This window comes from Vreelandella malpeensis, assembly GCF_020622355.1.
Classification (GTDB): domain Bacteria; phylum Pseudomonadota; class Gammaproteobacteria; order Pseudomonadales; family Halomonadaceae; genus Vreelandella; species Vreelandella malpeensis.
Genome location: NZ_WHVL01000001.1, coordinates 44992 through 71018 on the forward strand (window position 1 = coordinate 44992; position 26027 = coordinate 71018).

Annotated in this window: 23 protein-coding genes; 8 read left to right on the forward strand and 15 right to left on the reverse strand. The window is 62.5% G+C overall.

The genetic code is table 11. The features are described from left to right. Positions 1-25 precede the first annotated feature (25 nt). Positions 26-949, forward strand: a complete 924-nt coding sequence (locus tag GEV37_RS00235) for a LysR substrate-binding domain-containing protein (RefSeq protein ID WP_227388161.1) — start codon at positions 26-28, stop codon at positions 947-949. Here GEV37_RS00235 and GEV37_RS00240 read toward each other — a convergent pair. Further along, on the reverse strand, positions 943-1791 hold the full coding sequence (locus GEV37_RS00240) for a DNA/RNA non-specific endonuclease (protein ID WP_227388162.1): 849 nt from the start codon (positions 1789-1791) through the stop codon (positions 943-945). The two genes, GEV37_RS00235 and GEV37_RS00240, sit on opposite strands and share 7 nt — an antisense overlap. A 107-nt stretch (positions 1792-1898) precedes the next feature. Beyond that, positions 1899-2174: an Lrp/AsnC family transcriptional regulator gene (locus GEV37_RS00245; RefSeq protein ID WP_227388163.1), complete on the reverse strand. Its 276-nt coding sequence runs from the start codon at positions 2172-2174 to the stop codon at positions 1899-1901. A gap of 219 nt (positions 2175-2393) precedes the next feature. Here GEV37_RS00245 and GEV37_RS00250 point away from each other — a divergent pair, with 219 nt between their 5' ends. Further along, positions 2394-2708: a high-potential iron-sulfur protein gene (locus GEV37_RS00250; RefSeq protein WP_227388164.1), complete on the forward strand. Its 315-nt coding sequence runs from the start codon at positions 2394-2396 to the stop codon at positions 2706-2708. 40 nt (positions 2709-2748) lie between these two features. Here GEV37_RS00250 and GEV37_RS00255 read toward each other — a convergent pair whose 3' ends face one another. The 3 genes from GEV37_RS00255 to GEV37_RS00265 are packed head-to-tail and all read right to left on the reverse strand — an operon-like array spanning position 2749 to position 7597. Beyond that, entirely contained in the window at positions 2749-4320 is a 1572-nt protein-coding gene (locus tag GEV37_RS00255) for a SpoVR family protein (RefSeq protein WP_227388165.1), read from the reverse strand. A 29-nt stretch (positions 4321-4349) separates the two neighbouring features. Then, on the reverse strand, positions 4350-5639 hold the full coding sequence (locus tag GEV37_RS00260; protein ID WP_227388166.1) for a YeaH/YhbH family protein: 1290 nt from the start codon (positions 5637-5639) through the stop codon (positions 4350-4352). A gap of 35 nt (positions 5640-5674) precedes the next feature. Then, a complete protein-coding gene (locus tag GEV37_RS00265) occupies positions 5675-7597 on the reverse strand; it encodes a PrkA family serine protein kinase (protein ID WP_227388167.1) in 1923 nt (640 codons plus the stop codon). 259 nt (positions 7598-7856) lie between these two features. Between GEV37_RS00265 and GEV37_RS00270 the strand changes: the two genes are divergently transcribed. Then, on the forward strand, positions 7857-8369 hold the full coding sequence (locus GEV37_RS00270; RefSeq protein ID WP_227388168.1) for an invasion associated locus B family protein: 513 nt from the start codon (positions 7857-7859) through the stop codon (positions 8367-8369). A gap of 36 nt (positions 8370-8405) precedes the next feature. Here GEV37_RS00270 and GEV37_RS00275 read toward each other — a convergent pair whose 3' ends face one another. Together GEV37_RS00275 and GEV37_RS00280 are read right to left on the reverse strand one after the other, a co-directional pair. Beyond that, entirely contained in the window at positions 8406-9449 is a 1044-nt protein-coding gene (locus tag GEV37_RS00275) for a threonine aldolase family protein (RefSeq protein ID WP_227388169.1), read from the reverse strand. A 165-nt stretch (positions 9450-9614) separates the two neighbouring features. Beyond that, on the reverse strand, positions 9615-11636 hold the full coding sequence (locus tag GEV37_RS00280) for an NADPH-dependent 2,4-dienoyl-CoA reductase (protein WP_227388170.1): 2022 nt from the start codon (positions 11634-11636) through the stop codon (positions 9615-9617). Positions 11637-11794: 158 nt separating this feature from the next. On the opposite strand from GEV37_RS00280, the gene GEV37_RS00285 reads away from it, so the two are divergent. Both GEV37_RS00285 and GEV37_RS00290 read left to right on the forward strand, forming a co-directional pair. Beyond that, a complete protein-coding gene (locus GEV37_RS00285; RefSeq protein ID WP_227388171.1) occupies positions 11795-12709 on the forward strand; it encodes a DMT family transporter in 915 nt (304 codons plus the stop codon). 41 nt (positions 12710-12750) lie between these two features. Then, positions 12751-14319 carry a bifunctional GNAT family N-acetyltransferase/carbon-nitrogen hydrolase family protein gene (locus GEV37_RS00290; RefSeq protein WP_227388172.1) on the forward strand — a complete coding sequence of 523 codons (1569 nt, stop codon included), beginning with the start codon at positions 12751-12753 and terminating at the stop codon, positions 14317-14319. A gap of 80 nt (positions 14320-14399) precedes the next feature. Here the strand turns inward: GEV37_RS00290 and GEV37_RS00295 are convergent, their stop codons facing one another. After that, a complete protein-coding gene (locus GEV37_RS00295) occupies positions 14400-14693 on the reverse strand; it encodes an MGMT family protein (RefSeq protein WP_227388173.1) in 294 nt (97 codons plus the stop codon). Between the two features lie 90 nt (positions 14694-14783). Then, positions 14784-16235: an alanine/glycine:cation symporter family protein gene (locus tag GEV37_RS00300; protein WP_227388174.1), complete on the reverse strand. Its 1452-nt coding sequence runs from the start codon at positions 16233-16235 to the stop codon at positions 14784-14786. 206 nt (positions 16236-16441) lie between these two features. Between GEV37_RS00300 and GEV37_RS00305 the strand changes: the two genes are divergently transcribed. Further along, on the forward strand, positions 16442-17125 hold the full coding sequence (locus GEV37_RS00305) for a TVP38/TMEM64 family protein (RefSeq protein WP_227388175.1): 684 nt from the start codon (positions 16442-16444) through the stop codon (positions 17123-17125). A gap of 146 nt (positions 17126-17271) precedes the next feature. Then, positions 17272-18051, forward strand: coding sequence for a M90 family metallopeptidase (locus tag GEV37_RS00310; protein WP_227388176.1), 780 nt, complete (start codon positions 17272-17274; stop codon positions 18049-18051). A 15-nt stretch (positions 18052-18066) separates the two neighbouring features. Here the strand turns inward: GEV37_RS00310 and GEV37_RS00315 are convergent, their stop codons facing one another. After that, positions 18067-18981 (reverse strand): LysR family transcriptional regulator, encoded by a 915-nt coding sequence (locus tag GEV37_RS00315; protein ID WP_227388177.1) that lies wholly within the window; start codon positions 18979-18981, stop codon positions 18067-18069. A 105-nt stretch (positions 18982-19086) separates the two neighbouring features. On the opposite strand from GEV37_RS00315, the gene GEV37_RS00320 reads away from it, so the two are divergent. After that, positions 19087-20160, forward strand: coding sequence for a tartrate dehydrogenase (locus tag GEV37_RS00320; protein ID WP_227388178.1), 1074 nt, complete (start codon positions 19087-19089; stop codon positions 20158-20160). Here the strand turns inward: GEV37_RS00320 and GEV37_RS00325 are convergent. From GEV37_RS00325 to GEV37_RS00345, 5 genes are read right to left on the reverse strand one after another with little or no spacing between them, the layout of a single operon-like run. Beyond that, positions 20157-21326 carry an alpha-hydroxy acid oxidase gene (locus tag GEV37_RS00325; protein WP_227388179.1) on the reverse strand — a complete coding sequence of 390 codons (1170 nt, stop codon included), beginning with the start codon at positions 21324-21326 and terminating at the stop codon, positions 20157-20159. The genes GEV37_RS00320 and GEV37_RS00325 overlap by 4 nt on opposite strands. A gap of 8 nt (positions 21327-21334) precedes the next feature. After that, positions 21335-22318, reverse strand: coding sequence for a 2-hydroxyacid dehydrogenase (locus GEV37_RS00330; protein ID WP_227388180.1), 984 nt, complete (start codon positions 22316-22318; stop codon positions 21335-21337). Positions 22319-22370: 52 nt separating this feature from the next. After that, the gene (locus GEV37_RS00335; protein ID WP_227388181.1) at positions 22371-23297 is read right to left on the reverse strand and encodes a dihydrodipicolinate synthase family protein; all 927 of its coding nucleotides are present in this window, start codon (positions 23295-23297) and stop codon (positions 22371-22373) included. A 15-nt stretch (positions 23298-23312) separates the two neighbouring features. Then, positions 23313-24434, reverse strand: coding sequence for a mandelate racemase/muconate lactonizing enzyme family protein (locus GEV37_RS00340; RefSeq protein ID WP_227388182.1), 1122 nt, complete (start codon positions 24432-24434; stop codon positions 23313-23315). A gap of 60 nt (positions 24435-24494) precedes the next feature. After that, positions 24495-26012 (reverse strand): tripartite tricarboxylate transporter permease, encoded by a 1518-nt coding sequence (locus GEV37_RS00345; protein ID WP_227388183.1) that lies wholly within the window; start codon positions 26010-26012, stop codon positions 24495-24497. Between the last annotated feature and the right edge of the window lie 15 nt (positions 26013-26027).

The window sequence follows — 26027 nt, forward strand, 5'->3', positions numbered from 1 at the left end:
CTTGAATCCGCCGATGAGTTCGACCATGCGTGATGCCCTGCCGCCCCTCTCCTGCCTGCGCGCCTTCGAAGCCGCCGCCCGCCACATGAGCTTCACCCAGGCGGGCGGCGAGCTGAACCTGTCGCAAAGCGCCGTGAGCCGCCAGATCAAGCGACTGGAGACGGACCTGGGCCGCCCTCTGTTCGAGCGTCACATCGAGGGGCTTCGCCTGACACCCTCCGGCGAGCGCTACTTTCGCGTCGTGCAGCGTTTTCTGCGCGACTTGAGTGACGAGACCGCCAGGCTTCGTCGACGCGGCGACAGTCGCCAGCTGACGCTGGCTTCGAGCCCCACCATCGCCTCGATCTGGCTGGCGCGCCAGCTGCCCGCCTTTCAGCGCGCGCACCCGCACATCGAGATTCGCATTCTCACCGTCGAGGATCCCCACCGGCTCGACCTGGGCGAGTTCGATCTCGGCATCTACTACCACGTGCCCTTCGAAGTCGACCCGCCGGGGCTGACCGCCCACGCCATCTTCGCCGACGAAGAGGTGGCGGCCGTCTGCAGCCCCATCTACCTGGAGCGTCACGGCAAGCACATCACGCCCGAGGCGCTCCTGACCGACCACACGCTGATGGTGGTGGAGGATCACTACCATGACTGGCTGACCTGGGAGATCTGGTTCGGTGAGTTGGGCCTTGCCTGGCGCCCCCCGGAGCACACCCTGCGCGCCAACAGCTTTCAGCTGCTCATGAATGCCACCCTCGCGGGCCAGGGCGTGACGCTTGGCTGGATGCGCCTGCTCGAGGCCGAGATACGCCAGGGCAACCTGGTGCCGGCGATGGCGCACCGTCTGCAAAGCCGCGGCAAGCTTTCACTGTTCACGCCCCGACATCGCCATCTGACCGAGCCGATGAAGGCGTTCCAGAAGTGGGTATTGAGCGGCGAGACCCCGCCGCAGGATCACTGAAACCGGCCGGGCCGACGAGATACCTCTTCGAGTGCCCAGCCCCGGGTGTCGAGTTCGCCCTCGAGCACCGCCTCGAGCTCCGGGCTCAAACGGGGAAAGAAGTTGAGCCCGGTGCGGGCCTCAATCTCGTCGATGGTGACCAGGTAATCTTCGAGGGGCTCGTTGCCGCGCACGTCCTGGGGCATGATGAAGGCGATCGCCAGCGGCGCACTCTCGTGCGGGGCGACGATGATCTTGTAGAACGCCTCGGGCACCTCGACAAGACCTACCCGGTTCATCACGTTGTCCATAAAGCGTTCGGGAAAGATCGGCCCAGTGATCACCTGCAGGTAGTCGAAGCGCGGCGCGAAGTGATCCATTACCGACTGCTCCAGGCGTTGCCAGAGCTGGCGGTTGAGGTTGGGCCTTTGCGGGCTCATGTTGCTCATCAGGAAGGTGTCGAGCTGGGCGTTTCGCCCATGCACCGCGGCGATGGCGTAGTTGGGCGCCATGTGGCCGCGATCATAGCCGCTGCCGGCGTAGCTGTCGGTGCCGACCGGCCAGAGCGTGCGCCAGTCGGCCTGGAAATTGGGCCGCGGGCCGATTCGGGTATCCTCGGCCACCGCCTGGAGCCGATAGCTCACCCATAGCGGGTTGATGCGCACGTCCGACCAGCCGACGATGAAGCCATCGTTGCGCAGGACGCGGTGAAAGGTCGTGAGGTGGAAATCGTCCCAGGTGGGCGCCCCCATCCATACCGCCGAGGCAACCTCCTGACGCTCCTGGAACTCCCACAGCCCACCCCCGACCACCACGAACAGCAGCGCGACCCCGAAGCGCCGCCCCTGCCGGCGCCAACGCACAAGCGATTTCCCCAACACCCTCTCCCCACATCTTCGTCTTCTTGTCGTCGATCTCGCTCTACCGACCGGCCCGTGAGCCCCCACCCCGGGCTCAAGCGCGGCGTCGCCTAGAATCCCAGCGAGAACATGGTTTCCAGGTCATGGCGCGAGTGCACCTGCAGGGCATTGAGGGTTTCCGTGTCGCTGATCCCTTCCACGGCGTTGAGGCGCTCGGTGACCAGCTCCGCCAGGCTTTCGAAATCCCGGGTGCGCGCGATGGCCACCAGGTCGTAGCGCCCACAGGTGGAGTACACCTCGCTGATGCCCTCCACGTCCGCTAGACGCTCGGCCACCGCCTTCACCTGGCCTTTTTCGGTATTGATCAAAATCACAGCGTTTTGCATGGCGCCCTCGCTTTTCAACTAAACCGCAAAAATAGCGTCTAATCCGCGAGCGAGTATACCAGCCGCACCCGCCGCGCCAAACGGTGTGGCCGATTGCCACGCATCGTCTTGTGTGGATGAGAGCTTGGGTTAAAGTAGAGCGTGCGGCGAAGCGCTACACTCGTCCAGAGACACCGCCCGCCAAAAGGCGCTGTCAGACCGTGATATCAAGGAGACACCATGGCCGATCAGAGCCGACGTAAGTTCATGCGTGACAGCATGCTGGGCCTGGCCGCCCTACCGCTGGGGGCGGGCATTCTTTCGCGGGCCGCCTACGCCCAGTCGCTGCCCCGCCTCGATCCCGGCGCCCCTGCAGCGCAAGCGCTCAACTATGTCGAGCGCGCCCCGGACGCCTCGGATCATCCCGCCTTCTCGGAAGGCGAGCTCTGCTCCAACTGCATGTTCTTCACCGCTGCCAACGAGGGCTGCCAGCTCTTTCCCGAGAACAGCGTCGCCCCGGAAGGGTGGTGCCAGTCCTGGACCTCGCAAGGGTGATGCCTTACCCCGCCGTCCGGCGGGGTAGTCGTATCGACGCTCAGTGCGTGCCCTCCACCTTGGTCTCCTCGACCGGCCAGCGGTAGCGGTGCGTGACGCGCCCCTCCTCCAGCGAGAGCAGATGAACGGGAAAGCCCCACAGCTGCTGCAAGTGGCGCATGACTGGATAGACGCTTCGCTCGAGCGGCCGACGGCTCTCCTGAACGTGATGCAAGGTCAAGGAGCGGTCGCCACGAATCGCCGCCTCGAATACCTGGATGTTGGGCTCGCGCAGTGACAGCGCGTACTGGGCACACAGCGCGTTTCGCAGGCGGCGATAGCCCTGCTCGTCGTGGATGGCGCCGATAGCGAGCGTCTCGCTCTGGTCGTCGTCGATCATCACGAACAGCTTCAGATCACGCATCACCTTGGGTGACAAAAACTGCTGAATGAATGACTCGTCCTTGAAGTTGCGCATGGCGAACTCGAGCGTTGCGCGCCACGGCGTGCCGGCGATGTCAGGAAACCACGCCCGGTCCTCGTCGGTGGGGTGCTGGCAGATGCGTTGGATGTCGCGAAAGATCGCGAAGCCCAGCGCGTAGGGATTGATGCCGCTGTAGTAGGGACTGTCGAAGTCCGGCTGATGGATGACCGCGGCGTGGGACTGGAGAAACTCCAGCATGATGCCCTCGTCGATATGGCCATCGTCAAAAAGCCGGTTCATCAGCGTGTAATGCCAGAAGCAGGCCCACCCCTCGTTCATCACCTGGGTCTGGCGCTGCGGGTAGAAGTACTGCGCGAGCTTGCGCACGATACGCACGATCTCGCGCTGCCAGGGGGCGAGCAGCGGCGCGTTCTTCTCGATGAAGTAGAGCAGGTTCTCCTGGGGCTCGGCTGGGTAACGCCCTCCCTCGTGAAGCCCCAGCGGGTCGTCCTCGTCGTGCAGCTGGCCTGGCAAGCGCTCGCTTTTCTCCAGGGGTCTCGGAATGGTGCGCCACAGCATGTTGACCTGGGTCTGCAGGTAGGCCTCGCGCTCTTCCTGGCGCTTGGCCTCGGCGGCGGCGGAGATTTTCGAGGGCCGCTTGTAGCGGTCGACTCCGTAGTTCTGAAGCGCGTGGCAGGCATCGAGCAGTTGCTCGACGGCATGGCTGCCGTGGCGCTCCTCGCACTTGGCGATATAGGTGCGGGCAAATACCAGGTAGTCGACGATGGAATCCGCCTCGGTCCAGGTGCGAAACAGGTAGTTGCCCTTGAAGAACGAGTTGTGGCCGTAGCAGGCGTGGGCCATCACCAGCACCTGCATCATCAGCGTATTCTCCTCCATGAGATAGGCGATGCAGGGGTCCGAGTTGATCACGAGCTCGTAGGCCAGCCCCATCTGACCGCGCTTGTAGGCCTGCTGCACGGCGAGGAACTGCTTGCCGAAGGACCAGTGGTGGTAGCCCACCGGCATGCCGACGCTTGCGTAGGCGTCCATCATCTGCTCGGTGGTGATCACCTCGATCTGGTTGGGATAGGTATCGAGCTGGTACTCGTCGGCAAGCGCGGCCAGCACCTCGTCGAAGCGCTCAAGGATATCGAAGTTCCAGTCCGATCCGGTGGCGATCGGCTGGGCATCGCGGGAGACTCGCATCGCTAACTCCTGCTGGCGAAACGGCCAGGTCATGGGGTGCTCAAACGGCGCTTGAACAGTTCGCGAAAGACCGGGTAGATATCACCGGCCTCGACGAGTTGGCGCATGGCGAAGCGCTCGGCAAAGCGCTTCGCCACGTTTTCGTACTCGTGCCACAGCGATTGGTGCTCGTGCGGGGTGATCTCGACGTAGGCGTAGTATTGAAGTTTGGGCATCAGCTCCTTGATCAACAGATCCCGGCAGATCGAGGAGTCGTCGTCCCAGTTGTCGCCGTCCGAGGCCTGGGCCACGTAGAGATTCCACTGCGCCGGCGGGTAGCGCTTGTCGATGATGCCGTCGAGCAGTGTCAGAGCACTCGAGACGATAGTGCCGCCGGTTTCGCGCGAATAGAAGAACTCCTCCTCGCCTACCTCCCGGGCGGCGGTGTGGTGGCGCACGAACACCAGCTCCACCTTCTCGTAATGCTTTTCCAGAAACAGGTAGAGCAGCAGGAAGAAGCGCTTGGCGATGTCCTTGTGGTTCTGGGTCATCGAGCCCGAGACGTCCATGACGCAGAACATCACCGCCTGGCTCGACGGTTGGGGCTCCGGGGCGAGCTGGTGGTAGCGCAGATCGAAGGTATCAATGAACGGTACCGCCTCGATGCGCTTCTCGAGCCGTTCGATCTCGGCCTCGAGTGCCGCGATACGCGCCGGGTTCTTGAGAATGGGGTCCTTGTTGATCTCCTCGGCCAGCGCCTCCTGAGCCTCCTTGAGCGCACGCTTGATCGGTGCGCGCATGGCAATGCGCCGGGCGTAGGCCTCACGCATCGAGCGGGTCACGCTCATGCGCGACGGCACGCCGTCCCGGGAGAGCCCGGCGCGCACCATCTTGATCTCCTCGAGGGACTTGAGCGACTTGCGCTCGAGATGGGGAAGCTCGAGCCCTTCGAAGACGAACTCGAGAAACTCCTCGCGACTCAAGGAGAAGGCGAATTCGTCGTTGCCCTGCCCCTGGTTGGAGGCGCTGCCCTCGCCCGTGCCGCCTCCTCCCCCGCCACCGCCGGGCGGACGACGGATCTTGTCCCCCTCGACGAACTCCTTGTTGCCCGGCGACACCACGGTGCGCCGCCCGCCCGGCCCGTGCTGGAACACCGGCTCGGAAATATCCTTGGCGGGAATGGAGACGCTTTCGCCGCGCTGCATGTCGGTGATCGAGCGGCGGTTGACCGCCTCCTCAACCGACCGCTTGATGTGGTGGCGATAGCGCTCCAGAAAGCGCTGCCGGTTGACCGCGCTCTTGTGCTTGGCGTTGGGCCGGCGATCGATGAAGTAGGTCATGAGACCTCCTTGAGCCAGGACTTGCGAAACCCGCGCTACTGGGACTTGCGCACGCGCAGGTACCACTCCGACAGCAGGCGCACCTGCTTTTCGGTATAGCCGCGCTCCACCATGCGCGCGACGAAATCCTCGTGCTTCTTCTGGTCTGATTTGGACGCCTTGGCGTTGAAGGAGATCACCGGCAAAAGCTCTTCGGTGTTGGCGAACATCTTGTGCTCGATCACGCCCCTGAGCTTTTCGTAGGACTGCCAGCTCGGGTTCATGCCGTTGTTCTGGGCACGAGCCCGGAGCACGAAGTTGACCACCTCGTGACGGAAATCCTTCGGATTGGAAATACCCGCCGGCTTCTCGATCTTCTCGAGCTCCTCGTTGAGCGACTGGCGGTTCAGAAGCTCGCCGGTTTCCGGGTCGCGGTACTCCTGGTCCTGAATCCAGAAATCCGCGTACATGACGTAACGATCGAAGATGTTCTGACCATACTCGCTGTAGGACTCGAGATACGCGGTCTGGATCTCCTTGCCGATGAACTCGACGTAGCGTGGCGCCAGAAACTCCTTGATGTAGCTCAGGTAGCGCTCGAACACCTCGGCGGGCAGTTGCTCGCGCTCGAGCGCCTGCTCCAGCACGTAAAGAAGATGTACCGGGTTGGCGGCTACCTCACTACTGTCGAAGTTGAACACCTTGGAGAGGATCTTGAAGGCGAAGCGGGTCGAAAGCCCCTGCATGCCCTCGTCGACCCCGGCGGCGTCGCGGTACTCCTGGATCGACTTGGCCCGCGGGTCGGTATCCTTCAGGTTCTCGCCGTCATAGACGCGCATCTTGGAGTAGACGCTGGAGTTTTCCGGCACCTTGAGGCGTGAAAGCGTAGAGAACTGCGCCAGCATGCGCAGGGTATCCGGCGCGCAGGGCGCATGATTGAGCGAAGATTCTTCCAGAAGCTTCTGGTAGATCATCACCTCCTCGGAGGTGCGCAGGCAGTACGGCACCTTGACGATGTAGACCCGGTCGAGAAACGCTTCATTGTTGCGGTTGTTGCGAAACGCCTTCCATTCGGACTCGTTGGAGTGCGCGAGAATCACGCCGTCGAAGGGAATCGCCCCCATGCCCTCGGTGGGGTTGTAGTTACCCTCCTGGGTCGCGGTCAGAAGCGGGTGGAGCACCTTGATAGGCGCCTTGAACATCTCGACGAACTCCATCAACCCCTGGTTGGCGCGGCAAAGCCCGCCGGAGAAGCTGTAGGCGTCCGGATCATCCTGGGAGAAGAGCTCGAGCTTTCGGATATCGACCTTGCCCACCAGCGAGGAGATGTCCTGGTTGTTCTCGTCGCCCGGTTCGGTCTTGGAGATGGCGATCTGGTTGAGGCGTGAAGGATAGAGGCGCACCACGCGAAACGCCGAGATATCGCCACCGTTCTCCTTGAGCCGCTTGGCCGCCCAGGGCGACATCACGCTCTTGAGATAGCGCCGGGGAATGCCGTACTCCTGCTCGAGAAGCTCGCCATCCTCTTCAGGCGAGAAGAGCCCCAGGGGAGATTCGTGTACCGGCGAATCCTTGATGGCGTAGAACGGGATGCGCTCCATGAGAAGCTTCAGACGCTCGGCCAGCGACGACTTGCCGCCACCTACCGGCCCCAGCAGGTAGAGGATCTGCTTACGCTCTTCAAGCCCCTGGGCCGCATGGCGGAAGTAGGCGACGATCTGCTCGATCGCCTCTTCCATGCCGTGGAACTCGGCAAAGGCCGGGTAACGGCGGATGACCTTGTTGGAAAAGATGCGGGACAGGCGTGGGTCCTTGGCAGTGTCGATCACCTCGGGCTCACCGATCGCCTCGAGCATGCGTTCGGCGGCACTGGCATACACCTTGGGGTCGCGCTTGCAAAGGACGAGATACTCCTCGAGGGTCATCTCTTCTTGCTGGATGCGGGCAAATCGGTCTTGAACGTGATCAAAGATGCTCATAGAACTCTCCTGTGGCAAAGCCTCAGGCAGCCACCGCCAAGCCGAACCTCCCAAACGGTGTGCCAAACGAGGTGTCGCTCTACAAGCTTAGTCAGCAATGGAAAAAAGAAAGGTGAAACCTTCAACGCTCGACGCCGAGAAGACTCATCTACTTGAACGTGGCGCTGGAACCCAAGGCACAGGTTATGTTCGAATGCAGCAAGTCGACACACCGAGGGCGAGCATTGGCTCACCTTCCATCTTCAGGAGAAACGACCCCATGCCAATTCGCCGCGCGCTGATCACTGCCGTGCTTCCACTGCTCGCCGCCTCTACCGCCGCGACCGCTCAGGCGCAGCAAGGCGCTCAGAACGCCGATACTCAGCGCTTCCAGGATTGGGAAGTACGCTGCCAAAGCGAAGGGGGACAGCAAGGCTGCACCATGAGTCAGGTAGTCAACAACCCCGACAGCAACGACCCGCTGATGAGCGCCATGGTCGGCTACTCGCCCGAAGCCCAGAGTGCAGTCATGGCCTTCATGCTGCCGTTGGGCGTGGTCCTGGCCCCGGGCATGCAGTTGCAGGTGGACGACAACGAACCGGTCGGCTTCCCCTACCAGTTCTGCTTCGAGCAAGGGTGCCGGGCGGATCTGCCCCTCGAGGCGAGCCTTTTGCAGCAGCTGCGCAGCGGCAATCGCGCCACCGTCAGCGCCATCGCCCCGGACGGCCAGCGCCTCGATCTCAACGTCTCGCTGATGGGTTTCACCAGCGCAAGTCAACAGGTCGTTCCCTGACCTGACCCTCCCGGCCTGGCCCAGGCGGCATACCGCCTAGGCCAGCGCCTCCTCGATATCCGCCAGCAGTTGATCGAGAAGCTCGACGGTAGTGTTCCAGGCGCAGACGAAACGCGCCCCGCCGGCGCCGATGAAGGTATAGAACGTCCAGCCCTTCTGCCTGAGCATCGCGACCACGTGGGGTGGAAGCTCGACGAAGACGCTGTTGGCCTGGGTGGGAAACATCAACGACACACCGGGGAGCCGCTTCAGGCCTTCGCTTAGATAGCGCGCCATGTCGTTGGCGTGCTGGGCGTTGGTGAGCCAGGCGCCACTTTCAAGAAGCCCGAGCCAGGGGGCTGAGACGTAGCGCATCTTGGAGGCGAGCTGGCCGGCCTGCTTGCAGCGATAGGAGAAGTCCTCGGCGAGCTCGCGGTTGAAGAACAGGATCGCCTCGCCGAAGGCCAGCCCGTTCTTGGTGCCGGAAAAGCACAGCGCGTCCACCCCCACCTGCCAAGTCAACTCCGCCGGGCTTGCGTCCAGGCTCGCGCAGGCATTGGCGAAACGCGCGCCATCCATGTGCAGGCGAAGATCAAACTTGTCCGCCACCGCGCGAATGGCCAGAAGCTCCTCGCGGGAATAGATCGTGCCCACTTCGGTCGCCTGGGTGAGCGAGACCACCTTGGGCTTGGGATAGTGGATGTCGGAGCGTTTGGTGACCAGCGCCTCGATGCCTTGCGGGGTGAGCTTGCCGTTGGCGCCCGGCGAGGTCAGAAGCTTGGCCCCGTTGGAGAAGAATTCCGGCCCGCCGCACTCGTCGGTCTCGATATGGGCGAGCTCGTGGCAGATCACGCTGTGGTAACTGCGCCCCATGGCGGAAAGCGCCAGGGAGTTGGCGGCGGTACCGTTGAAGACGAAGAACACGTCGCAATCGTAATCGAACATCTCGCGAAAGCGGTCCGCCGCGCGGGCGGTCCAGGTATCGTTGCCGTAGGCCAGATCATCGCTCTGGTTGGCTTTCATCAGGTACTGCATCGCCTCCGGGCAGATACCGGAGGTATTGTCACTGGCGAGAAATCGGGGGGTGCACTCCGATGGCATGGCGGTCTTGTCCTTATGGCTGACGGTCGCCCGGCGCGCAGGGTGCCACGCGCCTGGCAACCAGGCATTCGCATTGAGAAGTGCCCGCGTCCGGTCATGGGGTCGCAAAGCAAGACGATAGTCTAGCGCCAATCGAACCCGGCCGTCATCCGCGGCACCCAACGCCTAGAGCGCGGCCGCCAGCCGCATGCCCTGGTCGATCGCCCGCTTGGCGTCGAGCTCGGCGGCCTCGAACGCCCCGCCGATCACGTGCACCTCGCGCCCGGCATGCTCAAGAGGCTCGACGAGATCGCGTACCGACTCCTGGCCCACGCACACCACGATGCTGTCCGCCGCCAGCACCCGCTCCTCGCCGTCCAGGGTAAGATGCAGACCATCGTCATCGATGAGCAGATACTCGCAACCGCCGAGCATCGTAACGTTGCGCGCCTTGAGGGCGGCGCGATGTACCCAGCCGGTGGTCTTGCCGAGCCCCTTGCCGGGCTTGGAGCGCTTGCGCTGCAGCAGGGTGATGCGCCTTGCAGGCGCAGGCGGGTTGGGGGCGACGAGCCCGCCGCGCTCGGTGACCGAGAGATCCACGCCCCACTCCCGGCACCAGGCGTCCAGGTCGAGCGCCGGGTGTTCGACGTGGGAGAGAAGCTCCGAGACGTCGAAGCCGATGCCGCCGGCGCCGATCACCGCCACCTCGCGCCCGACCCGGTCGGGATGCTCGATCGCCTCGGCGTAGCTCAGCACGCTCGGATGATCGGCGCCGGGCAGGTCGAGCGCGCGCGGCGTCACCCCGGTGGCGATCACCACCACGTCGAACCCGGCCAGCGCCTCGGTGGTGGCCTCCACGTTCAAGCGCACGTCCACGCCGTGCCTTGCGAGCATCACGTGGAAGTAGCGCAGGGTCTCGTCGAACTCCTCCTTGCCGGGAATCTTGCGCGCGTAGTTGAACTGCCCGCCCAGCTCATTGTGGCGCTCAAAAAGCGTCACCGCATGACCACGGCTCGCCGCGGCCACCGCCGTGGCAAGCCCCGCGGGACCGCCGCCGACCACCGCCACCCGCCGGGGCGCGGCGGTCGGGGCCAGCTCGAACTCGGTCTCGTGACAGGCGCGCGGGTTGACCAGACACGACGTCAGCTTGCCGGCGAAGGTGTGATCCAGGCACGCCTGGTTGCAGGCGATGCAGGTATTGATCTCGTCGCTTTGCCCCGCTTGCGCCTTTTGCACCCAGGCCGGGTCGGCGAGAAACGGCCGCGCCATCGACACCATGTCCGCGTGGCCCTCGGCGAGCACCCGCTCGGCCACCGCCGGCATGTTGATGCGGTTGGTGGTGATCAGGGGAATCGAGACATGCTCGCGCAGGCGCCGGGTCACCTCGGTGAAGGCCGCTCGCGGCACGCTGGTGACGATGGTGGGTACGCGCGCCTCGTGCCAGCCGATGCCGGTATTGATGACGTCGGCCCCGGCCGCCTCGATCATGCCGGCCAGTGCGACCACCTCCTCCCAACTGCTGCCCTCCTCGACCAGGTCGATCATGGAAAGCCGGAAGATGATCAGAAAACGGCTGCCCGCCGCCTGGCGGATGCGACGTACGACCTCCACCGCAAAGCGAGCGCGCGCAGTGAAGTCGCCGCCCCACTCGTCGTCACGCTGGTTGGTCCGCCGGCAGAGGAACTGGTTGATCAGGTAGCCTTCCGAGCCCATCACCTCGACGCCGTCGTAGCCTGCCTTCTGGGCAAGCCTTGCGCAGCGCACGTAGTCGTCGATCTGGCCCGCCACCTCGTGGGTCGCAAGCGCCTGTGGGGTGAACGGGTTGATCGGCGCCTGCAGCGCCGAAGGGGCGACGAGATTCGGCGAGTAGGCGTAGCGACCGGCGTGGAGAATCTGCAGGCAAAGATGCCCGCCCTCGGCGTGCACGGCCTCCACCACCTGGCGGTGCTCGGGAAGTTGCGACTCGTCGGTCAGGGCATTGGCGCCCTCGAACACCGCGCCCTCGGGGTTGGGCGCGATGCCGCCAGTGACGATCAGGCTCACGCCGGCACGCGCCCGCTCGGCGTAGAAGGCGGCCAGGCGCTCGAAGCCGTTCGGCGCCTCTTCAAGGTTGGTGTGCATCGACCCCATGAGCACCCGATTGGGCAGGGTGACATGGCCAAGCGTGATTGGACGAAAAAGGTGCGGATAGGCGGGCGGCTGGGTCATCACGGTGTCTCGCGTCTTGTTCGATCAGAGTATTCAAACAAGCGTATGACATCGACCGCGCGGCGTACAGCGCTTTGCCCTCGCCCTTTCGTCGAGCGCCCCTTGCCGAACGCCGCAAAGCGCGTCACATTAACCGGCTTGCTATCGGGGAACACGCCATGCCTTTGATTTACTTCCTGCCGCCGCTGGCCACGGTGATCATCTGGTCCGGCAACATGACCATCAACCAGCTCACCGTGGGCACCATCGCCCCCAGCAGCATCGCCTTTCTGCGCTGGCTGCTGGCGCTTCTGGTCATGACGCCCTTCGTGCTTCCGGCCACGCTCAAGCACCTGCCGGAGATCAAGCGCCACTGGCCGAAGTTCGCCGTGCTCGGGCTTCTCGGCATGGGGCTCTGGCAGGGGCTTGGCTATATCGCCGCCGAAACCACCACTGCCACCAACATGGGCATTCTCGCCGCCATGGTGCCTCTTCTCACGGTGCTGTTGAGCGCGCTGATCCTGCGCGAACCGCCCACCGTGGGCGGCGTGGTCGGCGGGCTTTTGGCGTTCGTCGGTGTGAGCTTGCTGCTCGGCCAGGGCAATCCGCTGTCGCTGCTGAAGCTCCAGGTCGCTTTCGGCGACGCTCTGATGGTGATCGCCGCGATCTGCTACGCGCTCTACGGGGTGATGCTCAAGCGCTGGCAGTTGAACCTGCCCCCCTGGGTGATGCTCTATGCCCAGGTATGCTTTGCGGTGCTGTTTCTGCTGCCGCCCTATCTTCTCGGGCCGATGACGCCCCTCGATGGCCAGAATGTCTGGCTGATCTTGTATGCCGGCATTCCCGCCTCGGTCATCACCACGTTTCTGTGGATGCGCGCGGTGCGCCAGATCGGTGCCAACCAGGCGAGCATCTTCATCAACCTGATGCCGCTTTTCAGCGCGCTGATCGCCATGGCGTTTCTGGGCGAGCGCATCGCCGCCTTCCATCTGTTCGGCGGTGCCTTGATCCTGGCCGGGGTGGTCATGGCCCAGACGCTCACGCGCCCGCTCGTGACCGTGTCGAGCCGAGAAACCCGCAGCACGCAGCAGTGATACACTAGTTTCACGATCTTATATGGTGGGTACCCAAAACTATGTCCCTGGAAGAGCTGCACCTCAATCTTCGCAACCTGACGAGCGACGACTACGACCAGTTGAAGACGCTGATGGACGCGGTCTATCACGATATCGGTGGCGCCTGGCCCAAGCACACGATCGACAAGCTGATCCAGGCCTTCCCCGACGGGCAGATCGCCATCGAGGACGATGGCGTGCTGGTGGGCGTGGCGCTCACCGTGCAAGTGGATTACGACGAGTTCTCCAACCCCCACCGCTACGACGACCTGATCGGCCACCGGGAAGTCATCCTGAACGACGAGAACGGCGATGCCATGTACGGGCTCGACGTCCTCATCCACCCGGACTACCGAGGCTACCGGCTCGGCCGGCGCCTGTACGAAGCGCGCAAGGAGCTGTGCCGTTCGCACAATCTGCGCGCCATTCTCGCCGGTGGGCGTATCCCCGAGTATCACCAGCACGCCGATGAGCTGAGCCCGGCTCAGTATATCGACAAGGTGTCGCGCAAGGAGATCTACGACCCGATCCTGTCGTTCCAGCTCGCCAACGACTTCCAGGTCAAGCGGCTTCTGCGCAAGTACCTGCCGGAGGACGAGCAGTCTCGCGGCTACGCCACGCTTCTCGAGTGGAACAACATCCTCTTCGAGCCCGCGGAAAGCGTGCTCGACACCCGCCCCACTCAGGTGCGTGTAGGTGCGGTGCAGTGGCAGATGCGCGAGTTCGCCTCGGTCGAGGCCGCACTCAAGCAGATCGAGTACTTCGTCGATGCGCTCTCGGACTACCAGAGCGACTTCGCCGTCTTCCCTGAGCTCTTCACCACGCCCCTGATGGGCCTGCAGGACCGCGCCGCCCAGCAGGACCAGATGGCCGCCATCCGTTTTCTGGCCAGCTTCACCGAGCGCTTCAAGAGCGAGCTCTCGCGCATGGCGGTGTCCTACAACATCAACATCGTCGGCGGTTCGATGATCGAGGAAGGCGAGGATGGCAAGCTCTACAACATCGCCTACCTGTTCCACCGCGACGGCGAGATCGATCGCCAGGCGAAGCTTCACATCACCCCGCAAGAGCGCCGCGACTGGGTGATCGAAGGCGGCGATGACCTGCAGGTGTTCGACACCGACGCCGGGCGGGTGGGCATCCTGATCTGCTACGACGTCGAATTCCCGGAGCTTGGCCGGCTGCTCGCCGACCAGGACATGGACATCCTTTTCGTGCCTTTCTGGACCGACACCAAGAACGGCTACCTGCGGGTGCGCCACTGCGGCCAGGCGCGGGCCATCGAGAACGAGTGCTACGTGGTGCTGTGCGGCAGTGTCGGCAACCTGCCCTCGATCGAGAACCTGGACATCCAGTACGCCCAGTCGGCGGTGTTCACGCCCTCGGACTTTGCCTTCCCCCACGACGCGGTGCTGGCGGAGACCACCCCCAACACCGAGATGATCTTCTTCTCGGACCTGGACCTGACCCGGCTGACCGTGGTGCGTGCCGAAGGCTCGGTGACCAACCTCAAGGACCGGCGCAAGGACCTGTTCGACCTGCGCTGGCGCGACTGGTCGTGGAAGTCCGGTGCCAAGCTGGACGATTGAGTGCGGGTGAATGGTGAATGGAAAACGCCGCCCAACCGGGCGGCGTTTTTATTGGCAGGTGATGACTCATCATTCACTGCTCATGGCCACACCAGGTGGGCCGGCACGCGGCCCTTGGCATCGAAGGCCACGCCTTCGGCGCGCAGCTTTTCGTGCTGGCGGGCAGCACCCTCGTGGTCAGCAAGCGCGAGACTCGCTGAGATCACCCGGTGCCAGGGCAGTTCGTGGCCCTCGGGGAGGTGGCGCATGGCGGAACCTACCGAGCGCGCCGTGGCGCCTTCGGTCATCGCCGCGATGCGTCCGTAGGTACTCACTCGTCCTTCGGGAATCTGGGCAACGATGGTGTAGATCTGTTCCAGAAGCGCCGAGCGCATGCGACAGCCTCCCTATCGGTGTCTCATCGTCAGGACTCGCCCATGTCAAATTCTACGGCAAGCACTGCGTCAACGTCGGTTGAAGTCGATTCAGTCACGGTCCGGCCAGGCCTTGGGGTCCACCTTGTTGGCCAGTTTCGGGAACAGGCTCGGGCGGAAGACCGGCTCGACACCCGCCTTGAGCTGCTTCTCGTAGTCGCGGAACAGCGCCAGGGCGATCGGCGAGAGCATCAGGATCGCGACCAGGTTGATGATCGCCATGGCGCCCATGGAGAGATCGGCGAAATTCCAGATCGCGCCCAGGCTCGCCACCGACCCGACCATGATCATGCCCAGCACCGCCAGGCGGTAGAGCAGAATCGCCATCGGCGCGCGGCGCCCGGCCAGGTATTCGATATTCGACTCGCCGTAGGAGTAGTTGGCGATCACCGAGGTGAAGGCGAACAGGAAGATGCCCACCGCGACGAACATGCCGCCCCAGTCACCGACCTGGGTCGACAGCGCCAGCTGGGTCAGCTGGATGCCGTTAGTCTCTTCGCCGGCGAGAATCTCCGGGCCGGACATGATGATGATCGCCGCCGTCGCGGTGCAGATCACCAGCGTATCCAGGAACACCCCGAGCATCTGGATGAAGCCCTGAGCCGCCGGATGGTCCGGGCGGGTGCTGGCGGTGGCGGCGGCGTTCGGGGCCGAGCCCATGCCCGCCTCGTTGGAGAACAGGCCGCGCTGGATACCGTTCATGATCGCCTGGGAAATGGCGTAGCCGGCAACGCCACCGGCGGCCTGCTCCACCCCGAAGGCGCTCTTGATGATGGTCATGAACGCAGCAGGCAGTTCCGCCGCGTTCAGGGCCACCACCACCAGCGCCAGGATCAGGTACAAAAGCGCCATCAGTGGCACGACCAGTTCCGCCACCTTGGCAATGGACTTGAGCCCCCCGAAGATGATCGGTGCGACGATCACCATCAATACTACACCCATCATCCAGGTCGGCACGCTGAATGCCTGCTCCATGGCCTGGGCGATTGAGTTGGCCTGGACGCTGTTGAAGGCCAGGCCGAACGCGATGATCAGGCAGATTGAGAACAGCACCGCCATCCAGCGAAGGCCGAGGCCACGCTCGATGTAGCGCGCCGGGCCGCCGCGAAAGGTGTTGTCGCCGTGATCGGTCTTGTAGGCCTGAGCCAGGGTCGATTCGATGAAGCTCGTCGCCATGCCTACCATGGCCGTCATCCACATCCAGAAGATCGCACCGGGACCGCCGTAGTAGATGGCCAATGCCACCCCGGCGAGGTTGCCGGTGCCTACCCGGGCGGCAAGGCTCGTCGACAGCGCCTGAAACGATGAGATGCCGCCGTTGGTGCTGCGCGAGCCCTTGAGCAGCTTGAACATGTGACCGAAATAGCGCAGCTGGATGGCACCGGTACGTACGGTGAAGTAGAGCCCGGCGCCGATCAGCAGATAGATCAGCACGCTGCCCCATAGAAGGCCGTTACCGCGATCGACGACCGCGGTAAGCAGCGATGGAAGGGAAAAATCCATGAATATGCACCTTTTTATATCGAATAAACCGAGTCATTTTTCACGGTTGCACCAGAATGGCAAGAGAATTGATCAACTTTATCGCCCTCTCGTCACGTTGCGCTGGATCAGCGGACGCTTTTGACGCGTGGCGCGCCTGCCCCTTCAACCCGCTCGCCGGCTGGCGTATGCTGGCGCTCTTTTTCGACGGTCGGTGGTGAAAGGGAATGTCACGCACGCTCGTAAAGGGCTTTGCCCTGCTACTGCTTCTCGTTGCGCTCGGGGTCGGCTGGCACTGGCTGGAGCAATCGGACTGGATGTCGACGCAGCGTCTCAACGCGGCCATTGCCTATCTTGGTCAGTGGCAGCGTGAGCCCTGGATGTTCGCCGCGGTGATCCTGCTCTACAACGCGCTGCTTTTACTGATGTTTCCCCTGACGGTCCTGGTGGTGGCGACGGCCATGCTGTTCGGCACCACCTGGGGCTTTGGTTATGCCCTGCTGGGTACGCTGAGCTTTTCGGTACTCTCCTACTGGGTGGGCCACTGGCTCGGACGCGAGGCGCTGATACGCTACGGCGGCCGTCATTTGCGGGGGCTGTCGGGCTATCTCTCCAAACGGGGCGTGCGCACCATGATCCTCTTCAACCTGCTACCGATCGCACCGTTCATCATGACCAACATGCTCGCCGGCGCCTTTCATCTACGCTTTCGCGACTACATGCTGGGCTCGACGCTGGGGATCATTCCGTGGCTCGTCTCGGTCATCTTCCTGGGCAGTCAGCTCGGCGCGCTGTTCAACGCCGGCGATCATCAGGAAATGGTGCTGGCGCTGGCCGGCGTGGCCGTCGCCCTGGTACTGCTGTGGGGGCTCAAGCGCTACGCCAGCACCCGCAGCGCCCGCAAGCCCTGACCTTCCCTTGCCGGCTCATTATCAAACACCGACGTCCACGCCGTGTCGCCACCAGGTGGGCCTGCGCTTGGGTGCATGAGCATCGAGTTGATGAAGGCTGGGCAATTGCGCCACTATACGCAGGTTCAATGCCATGAAAGACGCTCATGTTCAAACGCTGGTTGACCCGCACGCCTTCCTCGCCCCCTTTTAGAGCCTGGCAACAGGCGTGCCGACGCACGCCGATTCTGGCCGCGCTGACGCCGGTCGAATCCGAGCGACTTGGCGAGCGCGCCTGGCACTTCCTGACCAGCAAACGCCTGACGCTTCACGCCGAGCTTGCCGATGTGCCCTTCAACGAGGTGGACCGGCTGGCGCTTGCCGGCCAGGCGTGTCTTCTGACGCTTGGCTGGCGCGAGGCAGAGCATCGCGAGGCCTTCGCCAACGTTCATGAAATCGTGATTCTGCCGGACAGCTTCACCCGCGAGTTCGAGGAGGTGGACGAATTCGGCGTAGTGCACGAGGTCACCGACGAGCGCGCGGGCGAAACCTCCTACCAGGGGCCGGTGGTGATCGCCTATACCGACTTCATGGAGAGCGGCGACTTCATCGGCTTCAACGTGCTGATCCACGAGCTCGCCCACAAGATCGACATGGGCAACTCCATGGACATCGACGGCTTCCCGCCACTGCCCCGAACGCTTTCGGCCAAGCGCTGGCACGCGGTGTTCAGCGAGGTATGGGAGGATCTTCAGCGCTGCCTCGAGCAAGGCATCGCGCCGCCCATCGACGACTATGCCGCCAGCCACCCGGGCGAGTGCTTTGCGGTGTGCTGCGAATACTTCTTCACCGCACCGGACCAGCTCGATGAGGCCTACCCGGCACTGTACGCGCTGCTGGTCGGCTACTTCGACCAGGCGCCGCTGGTGCGCCTTGACCCGGCCTGACGCCAGCCTCGCCCATCACGGCAGCGGCGGCACGCGCCCGGCCACCTCCCGCGCCAGATAGTCGATGAAGGCGCGCACCCGGGCGGGCACGTGGCGCCGGGCCTCGAATACTGCGTAGAAATCCGCCCGCACACCCTGCCATTCGGGCAGCAGCGTGACGAGCGCCCCGCTTTCGAGGTGCGCGTTGACATCCCACCAGGAGCGCAGCATCACGCCGTGACCATCGAGCGCCAGCCGGGTGATCACTTCGGCATCGTTGCTGGCCAGCCTCCCGCTCACCTTCACCGCCTGCACCGGCCCGCCCTCTCGGGGTTCGAAGCGCCAGAGTGGAAAGTCGGTGCCGTTCTCCTGCACCACGAGGCAATCGTGTCGTGCCAGCGCCTGGGGGCTTTCGAGCCTCGGCATGCGCGCCACGTACTCGGGGGCAGCGCACAGAATGCGCCGGCTTTCCAGCAGCGGCCGGGCGATCAGCCGCGAATCCGGCGGCTCACCGACGCGAATGCCGATATCGAAGCCCTGGTCGGCCAGGTTCACGGGAAAGTTGGTCAGCTCGAGCCACCCCTGAAGCCCCGGGTTGGCATGACAGAAGCGCGACAGCAGCGGTGCGACATGAGCACGGCCGAAGCCGAAGGTGGCGTTGACCCGCAGCGGGCCACCAAGGGCTTCGCCTTGGGTATCGGCCAGCGTACTCTCGAGCTCACCCAGTTCCTCGAGGATCAGCGTGCCTCGGGCCAGATAGCGCTCACCCTCCGGGGTCAGCGTCATCTTGCGCGTGGTGCGCGCGACCAGCGTCACGCCCAGGCGCGCCTCGAGCTGCTTCAAGCGCTTGCTGACGGCAGACAGCGAAAGCCCGAGCGCACGCGCTGTTTCGGTGAGGCTACGGGCACGGGCGAGCTGCTGGAAAAAAACGAGATCGTCGAGAGACGCCACCCATTCTCCACTTTCAGGCAACAATAGGTTGCAGTATAGCCCGATTATTTCCTTCACCAAAGGCGCTACACTCGATCCATCAATCCCGCCACTCAGGAGCCTTACATGGCCCATACCATTGCAGTGATTGCCGGCGACGGCATCGGCACCGAAGTCATGCCGGAAGGCATCCGCGCCCTTGAAGCCGCCGCCAAGCGCTTCGCGCTCGATCTGGAGTTCACCATCTTCGAATTCGGCAGCTGCGACTACTACCTTGAGCACGGCCAGATGATGCCGGACGACTGGTTCGAGCAGTTGAAGGATTTCGACGCGCTCTTCTACGGCGCCGTGGGCTGGCCGGAAAAGGTGCCGGACCACATTTCGCTATGGGGCTCGCTGATCCAGTTTCGCCGCCGCTTCGATCAGTACGTGAACCTGCGACCCTGCAAGCTGATGCCCGGCATCGAGAGCCCGCTGGCCGGCCGCAAGCCCGGCGACATCGACTTCTACGTGGTCCGCGAGAACACCGAGGGCGAGTACTCGAGTATCGGTGGCAAGATGTTCGAAGGCACCGAGCGCGAGGTGGTGATCCAGGAGACGGTGATGAGCCGCACCGGCGTCGACCGGGTGCTCAAGTACGCCTTCGATCTGGCCCAGAGCCGCCCGCGCCAGAAGCTCACCTCGGCCACCAAGTCCAACGGCATCTCGATCACCATGCCCTACTGGGACGAACGCGTGGCGGAAATGGCCAAGGCCTACCCGGACGTCGCGGTGGACAAGTTCCACATTGATATCCTGACCGCCAACTTCGTGCTCCACCCGGACTGGTTCGACGTGGTGGTAGGCAGCAACCTGTTCGGCGACATCCTCTCGGATCTGGGCCCGGCGTGTACCGGCACCATCGGCGTGGCGCCTTCGGCCAACATCAACCCGGAAGGCAACTTCCCGAGCCTGTTCGAGCCGGTTCACGGCAGCGCCCCGGACATCGCGGGTAAAGGTATCGCCAACCCGATCGGCCAGATCTGGTCCGGTGCGATGATGCTCGAACACTTGGGTCACGCTGACGCCGCTCAGGCGATCGTCGACGCCATCGAGGCGGTACTGGCCGAAGGCGACATGAAAGTGCTGACCCGCGACGTCGGCGGCCAGGGCACGACCGAAAGCCTGGGCCGGGCGATCGCCGCGAAGATCAAAAGCTAGCGCGGCGCCGGGGCGCGACGCTCGATCAAGTGCTCGCGCCCCAGGTGATGAATGTCGGTCACGCCGAGCAGCGCCATATCGCGCTCGACCTCTTCGCGCAACAATCTCAGCGCGTGGCGTACCCCCGCCTCACCGGCGACGGCGGCGGCGTAGTTCATGGGCCGCCCGATGAACACGAAGCGGGCTCCCAGGGCGAGCGCCTTGATCACGTCGGTACCGCGGCGAAAACCACTATCGATCATCACCGGAATGTGTTCGACCGCCTCGACTACCGCCGGCAGCGCTTCAAGCGCAGCCGGGCTGTAGTCGAGCTGGCGCCCGCCATGGTTGGAGACGATCACCGCGTCACCGCCGAGCGCCTCGACCCGCTTCGCATCCGCCGGGTTAAGAATCCCCTTGACGATCAGCTTGCCCGGCCACAGCGCGCGCACCCGCTCCAGATACTCCCACTGCAGGTGGCGCCGCCCGGAAAAATCGCGTGAGACGTTCTTCGACAGTACGGCGATGCCGCGGGTGGCGTAGTTGTTCTCGAAGTGCGGCATGCCGTGGCGATATAGCGTGCGCAGGAAGGTGCCAAACAGCCAGCGCGGGCGCATGATGCCATCAAAGGCCAGACGCAGACTCGGGCGCAGCGGCGAGGAGAAGCCGCTCTTGCGGTTGTTGTCGCTGTTGGGCGGCACCGCGTAGTCCACGGTAATGACGAGATGGCGATAACCGGCCTTCTCGACCCGCGCCAGCAGCGCCTCGATCTCCTCGAGCGTGCCCGGCAGATACGCCTGAAACCAGTCGGTCTCCCCCACCCGGTGCACTTCCTCGAGCGATATCAGCGAGCTTCCGCTCAGGATCATGGGAAGCCCTTCCGCCGCCGCCGCCCGCGCCTGAACGATATCGCCCCGGTACGCGGACAGCGCACTGATGCCCATCGGCGCGATGCCGAACGGCGCCTGGTAGTGCGTGCCCAGAAGTTCGGTCTCGAGCGCAATACTGGACACGTCCACCATCGCCCGGGGCATCAGCCCGTAGGCGTCGAAGGCGCTACGGTTGGCGGCATGAGTGTGACCTTCTTCCGCGCTGTTGACGATGTAGCCAAACAGGGGGCGAGGGAGATGCTTTCTTGCTGCGTGCTCGAAGTCCTGCAAGTTGTGTATTTTTGCCAGTTGATTCACACCACTTCCTATTGTGTAGACGCCCATGCGGATGGGTTCACGATATTGGGGGGACGTTGTCCAGCGAGCCCTGCCAGCAGGTTATCGATCGCCAAATTTACCATCGATCTTCGCGTTTCATGAGTGGCCGAGCCGATATGCGGCGCCAGCACTATCTGAGGCATGTTCAGCAAGGGCGAGTCCAAAGACAAGGGCTCTTGTTCGAAAACGTCGAGCCCCGCCGACCGAATCTCACCGGTTTCGAGGGCGTGAATCAGCGCAGGCTCGTCCACCACCGCGCCCCGGGAAATGTTGATGAAGACGGCTGAAGACTTCATCATCTTGAAAGCCTGAGCACCGAGTAGATGGTGGGTCTCTGACGATAACGGCACCGTCACACAAACGATATCCGACTGGGTCAACAACGCTTCGAGCGAGCAGTGCGTGGCTCCGAGTTCTTCCTCCACATGCGGTTTGGGTGATGAACCGCTGTAAAGCACCGGCATATTAAAACCCAGTGCTCCTCGCCGCGCCACGGCCGCCCCGATACGCCCCAAGCCGATAATCCCCAAGGTCTTGCCATGTACATCGAAGCCAAATTGCGCCTCTACTACGTGGCTTTGCCACTTTCCCTCACGTACCCATCGGTCCAATTCGGCCATTCGTCGACAAGCCGTCATGATCAGCGCGAATCCCGTATCTGCAGTAGTTTCGGTGAGCACATCCGGCGTATTGCACATCGCGATTCCCCGGCGTGTTAGCGCCTCGACCGGGAAGTTGTCGTACCCGACCGAGATAGTCGCGATCATCTCCAAATACTCGGCCCTGGCAAGCAGTTCCTCATCGACGTCAAGCTTACCCCCGATCAAGGCATGAGCCTTTTGCATCTTTTCCAGAAACGCCGGCATGGTGTGCTGATCGAGCTCGCCGAAGTAGTCAACATGATGCTCTCGCTCCAATCGAGCCAACTGCTCGGCATGTAGACGGCGAACCGCCACGACACGCTTTTTCATCGTTACTCTCCAAAGCACTGGCCCAACAAGCGGGGCTTGTCGGGCCAGTCACCTAGACTGAGGTAGCGTAGTCGGGCATTGAGAAGTTCAGCTCGTCCAATGCCTGATAAAGCTCGTTACGTTGCTGCTCGGAAAGCTCCACCAACGGTGGGCGCAGGCGACTCCAGGTGTCGTCACTACCATAGTGAGCCGTCGCAGCCTTCAAGGCCGGGATCATGGGAAAGCCTTCGAATACGCGTCGCACTTGCGAAAGTACCTGCTGGCGCGAGCCGGCATCTTCCTTCTGGAAGTGTCGGGCGAGTGCCGCGATCGGCGCTGGATTGACGTTCGCCGTGGCGCTGATGCAGCCGGCCCCACCGGCGCGCAGGGTTTGGAGAAGAAAGTTCTCGCTACCCGCGTAGATGTCCATATCATCGCCGAACGCATCAATCAGCGAGGCGGTGTTTTCCCACTCTCCAGAGCTATCCTTGAGACCGGCAATCGTAGTCGAATAGCGCTTTTTCAGCCGCTCGACCAGCGCCAACGTGATGGGTACTTGAGAGACCGGCGGAATGTGGTAGAGGTATACACGTAGGTTAGAAGCCCCCGCACGCTCTATCACTTCGCTGAAGTAGCGAAAGAGCCCCTCTTCGGAAACTCCTTTATAGTAGAAAGGCGGAAGCATCAACACGTTCGTTCCCCCGCTTTTCACAACGTGCTGGGTCAGTGCAACCGTATCGCCGATACTGCAACTTCCCACGCCGGGCATAAGGCGTTCGCCACTCACGCCCTTCTCGACCAGTGCGTCCAACAGCCGACACTTCTCCTGCACCGTCAGAGAGTTTGCCTCGGAGTTCGTACCGAATATCGCAAGCCCAACATCCTGATCGATCAACCACTGGCAGTGGGCGGCGAAGCGCCGAGCATCCGGTTCGAGGCGCTCGTTGAAAGGTGTGATCACCGGTGACCAGACTTGGCCGGTTCGTGTACCAGCATCCATAATGCCTCCTTATTATCAGTGCCACTCGTCAACGGCATAGTTCGCGATGTTCTTTGCATCGAAATCGAACCCTAGCCCTGGCGTCTTGGGCAGCAGTAGCCGGCCGTTTTCAGTCTTGAGCTGCGTGTCGATCAAGCGGCGAAAGTTGAGTACCTGATCATCCCCGAAGTGCTCGACGTAGGGGGCATTGGGCGAGGAGGCCACCAGATGAACGTGCAGGTCGTGGAACCAGTGCGGGCATACATCAACACCATAGCTCGCTGCCGTAGCGGTGATACGGCGAAATTCCGTAACCCCCCCGCACACTGCGGCGTCGGTTTGCAAAATCATCGCTGCCTGCTTGTCGAGAAGCTCCTTAAAGCGCCAACGCCCTGCTTCTATTTCGCCGGTGGCAACGGGTACGAAGGTGCGCTCAGCCAGTCGCTGGTGATTGTCGATATCGTCCGGACTGAAAGGCTCTTCGATCCAGTAAGGGTCGTAAGATTCTGCCATGCGCATGAATTCGCAGGCAGACGGCAAGTCTCGCCAAGCATTGTTGGCATCCATCATCACCCGCACATCGGGACCTACCGCCTCGCGCACCGCAGCCAAACGTGCCTCTTCCTTGGCCAAGGACTCTCGGCCCACCTTGAGCTTGACTGCTCTGAAACCATTGTCGACGTGAGAGCGCATTTCGTTGCCCAGGTCCTTTGGCGTCTTGCCCTCCAGGTAATAACCGCCGCTGGCATAAGCGGGAACACTTTCGGTTTCATGCGCGCCCAGGAGCTTGTAAAGCGGCAGATTCACGGCGCGAGCGTTATGGTCCCAAAGTGCCGTATCGATGATGCTGATCGCGCGCATCACTGAGCCAGTACGGCCGTGCAACAATGCTTCCTGATACATCGCCTGCCACAAGCCTTCTACCCGATAAGTATCCTCGCCCAGCAGTACTGGACGCAGAAGCTCTCGCACCGCCTGGGTGACAAGAGCACCAGCATTGCTGCCACCATAGCAAAACCCGATGCCTTTATGGCCAGAGTCCGAGGTGATTTCCACCAGAGCGTACTCGCGTTTTAACACCTGACGACTGGAGAAACTCGTTGGATTGTCCAGCGGTACACTAACGGTAATGGCCTTTATGTCTTTAATGATACTCATTGAGTCCTCTCTTGTTATTAACCGAAGAGTGACGACCGATTTTCGCGGTCTTTTGCAGCATTATCGTGCCTGCTGATGGGATTGTTTTTTGAGGCGCTTGCGCAACGTGCCGAACAAGGGCGTGGCTTGAAGTACCGAGAACAGCGCTAACAACAACAACGTAAGAGCAATGGGACTATTGACGAACACCATGGGATTATTGCCACCGATCAGCATGGATTGCTGATAACTGGTTTCCATGACCGGGCCCAGGATAAGTCCGACCACCATGGGTGCAGGGGCCATGCCAGCCTTGATCATCCAGTAACCAAAAAGACCAAAGCCGAACATCAGTGCCACATCGAAAAAACTGTTGTTGATGGCAAACGAGCCCACCACGCATAAAATGATGATGGCCGTGGCGACGAAGCCATCAGGTACCTTGGTCACCCCGACACACATGCGGGTAAACAGAAGCCCTACGGCCAGCAGCGCAAAGTTCGCCAGAATCACCGCCCAGATCAGCGTGTAGGTCACATCACCGTGTTCGGTAAGAAGGTTCGGTCCGGGCAGGATTCCGTGAACCATGAGCGCCCCGAGCAGAATCGCGGTAGATGAACTCCCTGGAATCCCCAAGGCAATGGTGGGTATCAAGGCCCCACCGACAACGGCATTATTGGCCGTTTCCGGTGCCGACAATCCCGCGAGATCCCCTTTACCGAAGCGACTTTTATCCTTGGCAAAGCGCTTGGCTTCGTTGTAGGCAAACCAGCTGGCGGTATCGCCTCCGGTACCGGGAATGAGGCCGGTGAGAATCCCGATGGCGCCGGAACGGCCGATATTGGGCATCAAGGCTTTAATATCCACCCAATGCGGTATGATGCGATCGGTCACCTTACTGGCGACTTTTTTCTCACCCAACCCGGCTTTCTCGATAAGCAGCAGCGCCTGAGGAATCGAGAAAAGTCCGATCAGGGCTACCGTAAAGCTGATGCCAGAAAACAGATTGATCTCACCAAACGTCATCCTGGGGGTGCCGGTGATCAAATCCATACCCACCGTACTCACCAGAAGCCCCAGCCCTCCTGATAAAAGCCCGGATATGACGGAACCTTGGGAAAGCGAGCCGATGATCGTGATACCCAGCACGGCGATCGCAAAAAGCTCCACCGGTCCGAACTTGAGCACAATGATGCCAAGTAACGGTGCCGCCACCAGCAGAGCGATCCCGCTCATCAAGCCGCCACAGAAAGATGAAAAAAGCGATATGCCTAACGCCTTGCCCGCTTTTCCCTGCTGCGAAAGAGGATACCCGTCCAGCACGGTGGCCGCCGCCGAGGGCGTGCCTGGTGTATTAAGTAAGATAGCCGCGATGGAGCCCCCATAAGAGGCGCCTACGTAGAGGGATGCCAACATGCTCAATCCCGAAGCGGGGTCGAGGCTAAACGTGATGGGCAATAGCAGCGCCAGCGCCATGGTGGCGGACAGCCCCGGCATGGCACCCACGAACATTCCCATGAGCGTACCACCCAGGATCAAAAGCAGATTCGACCAGGATAGAACGTTCGTGATGCCGACTAACAGCAAACTTGGGTCCATGACTCACCCCGTGGT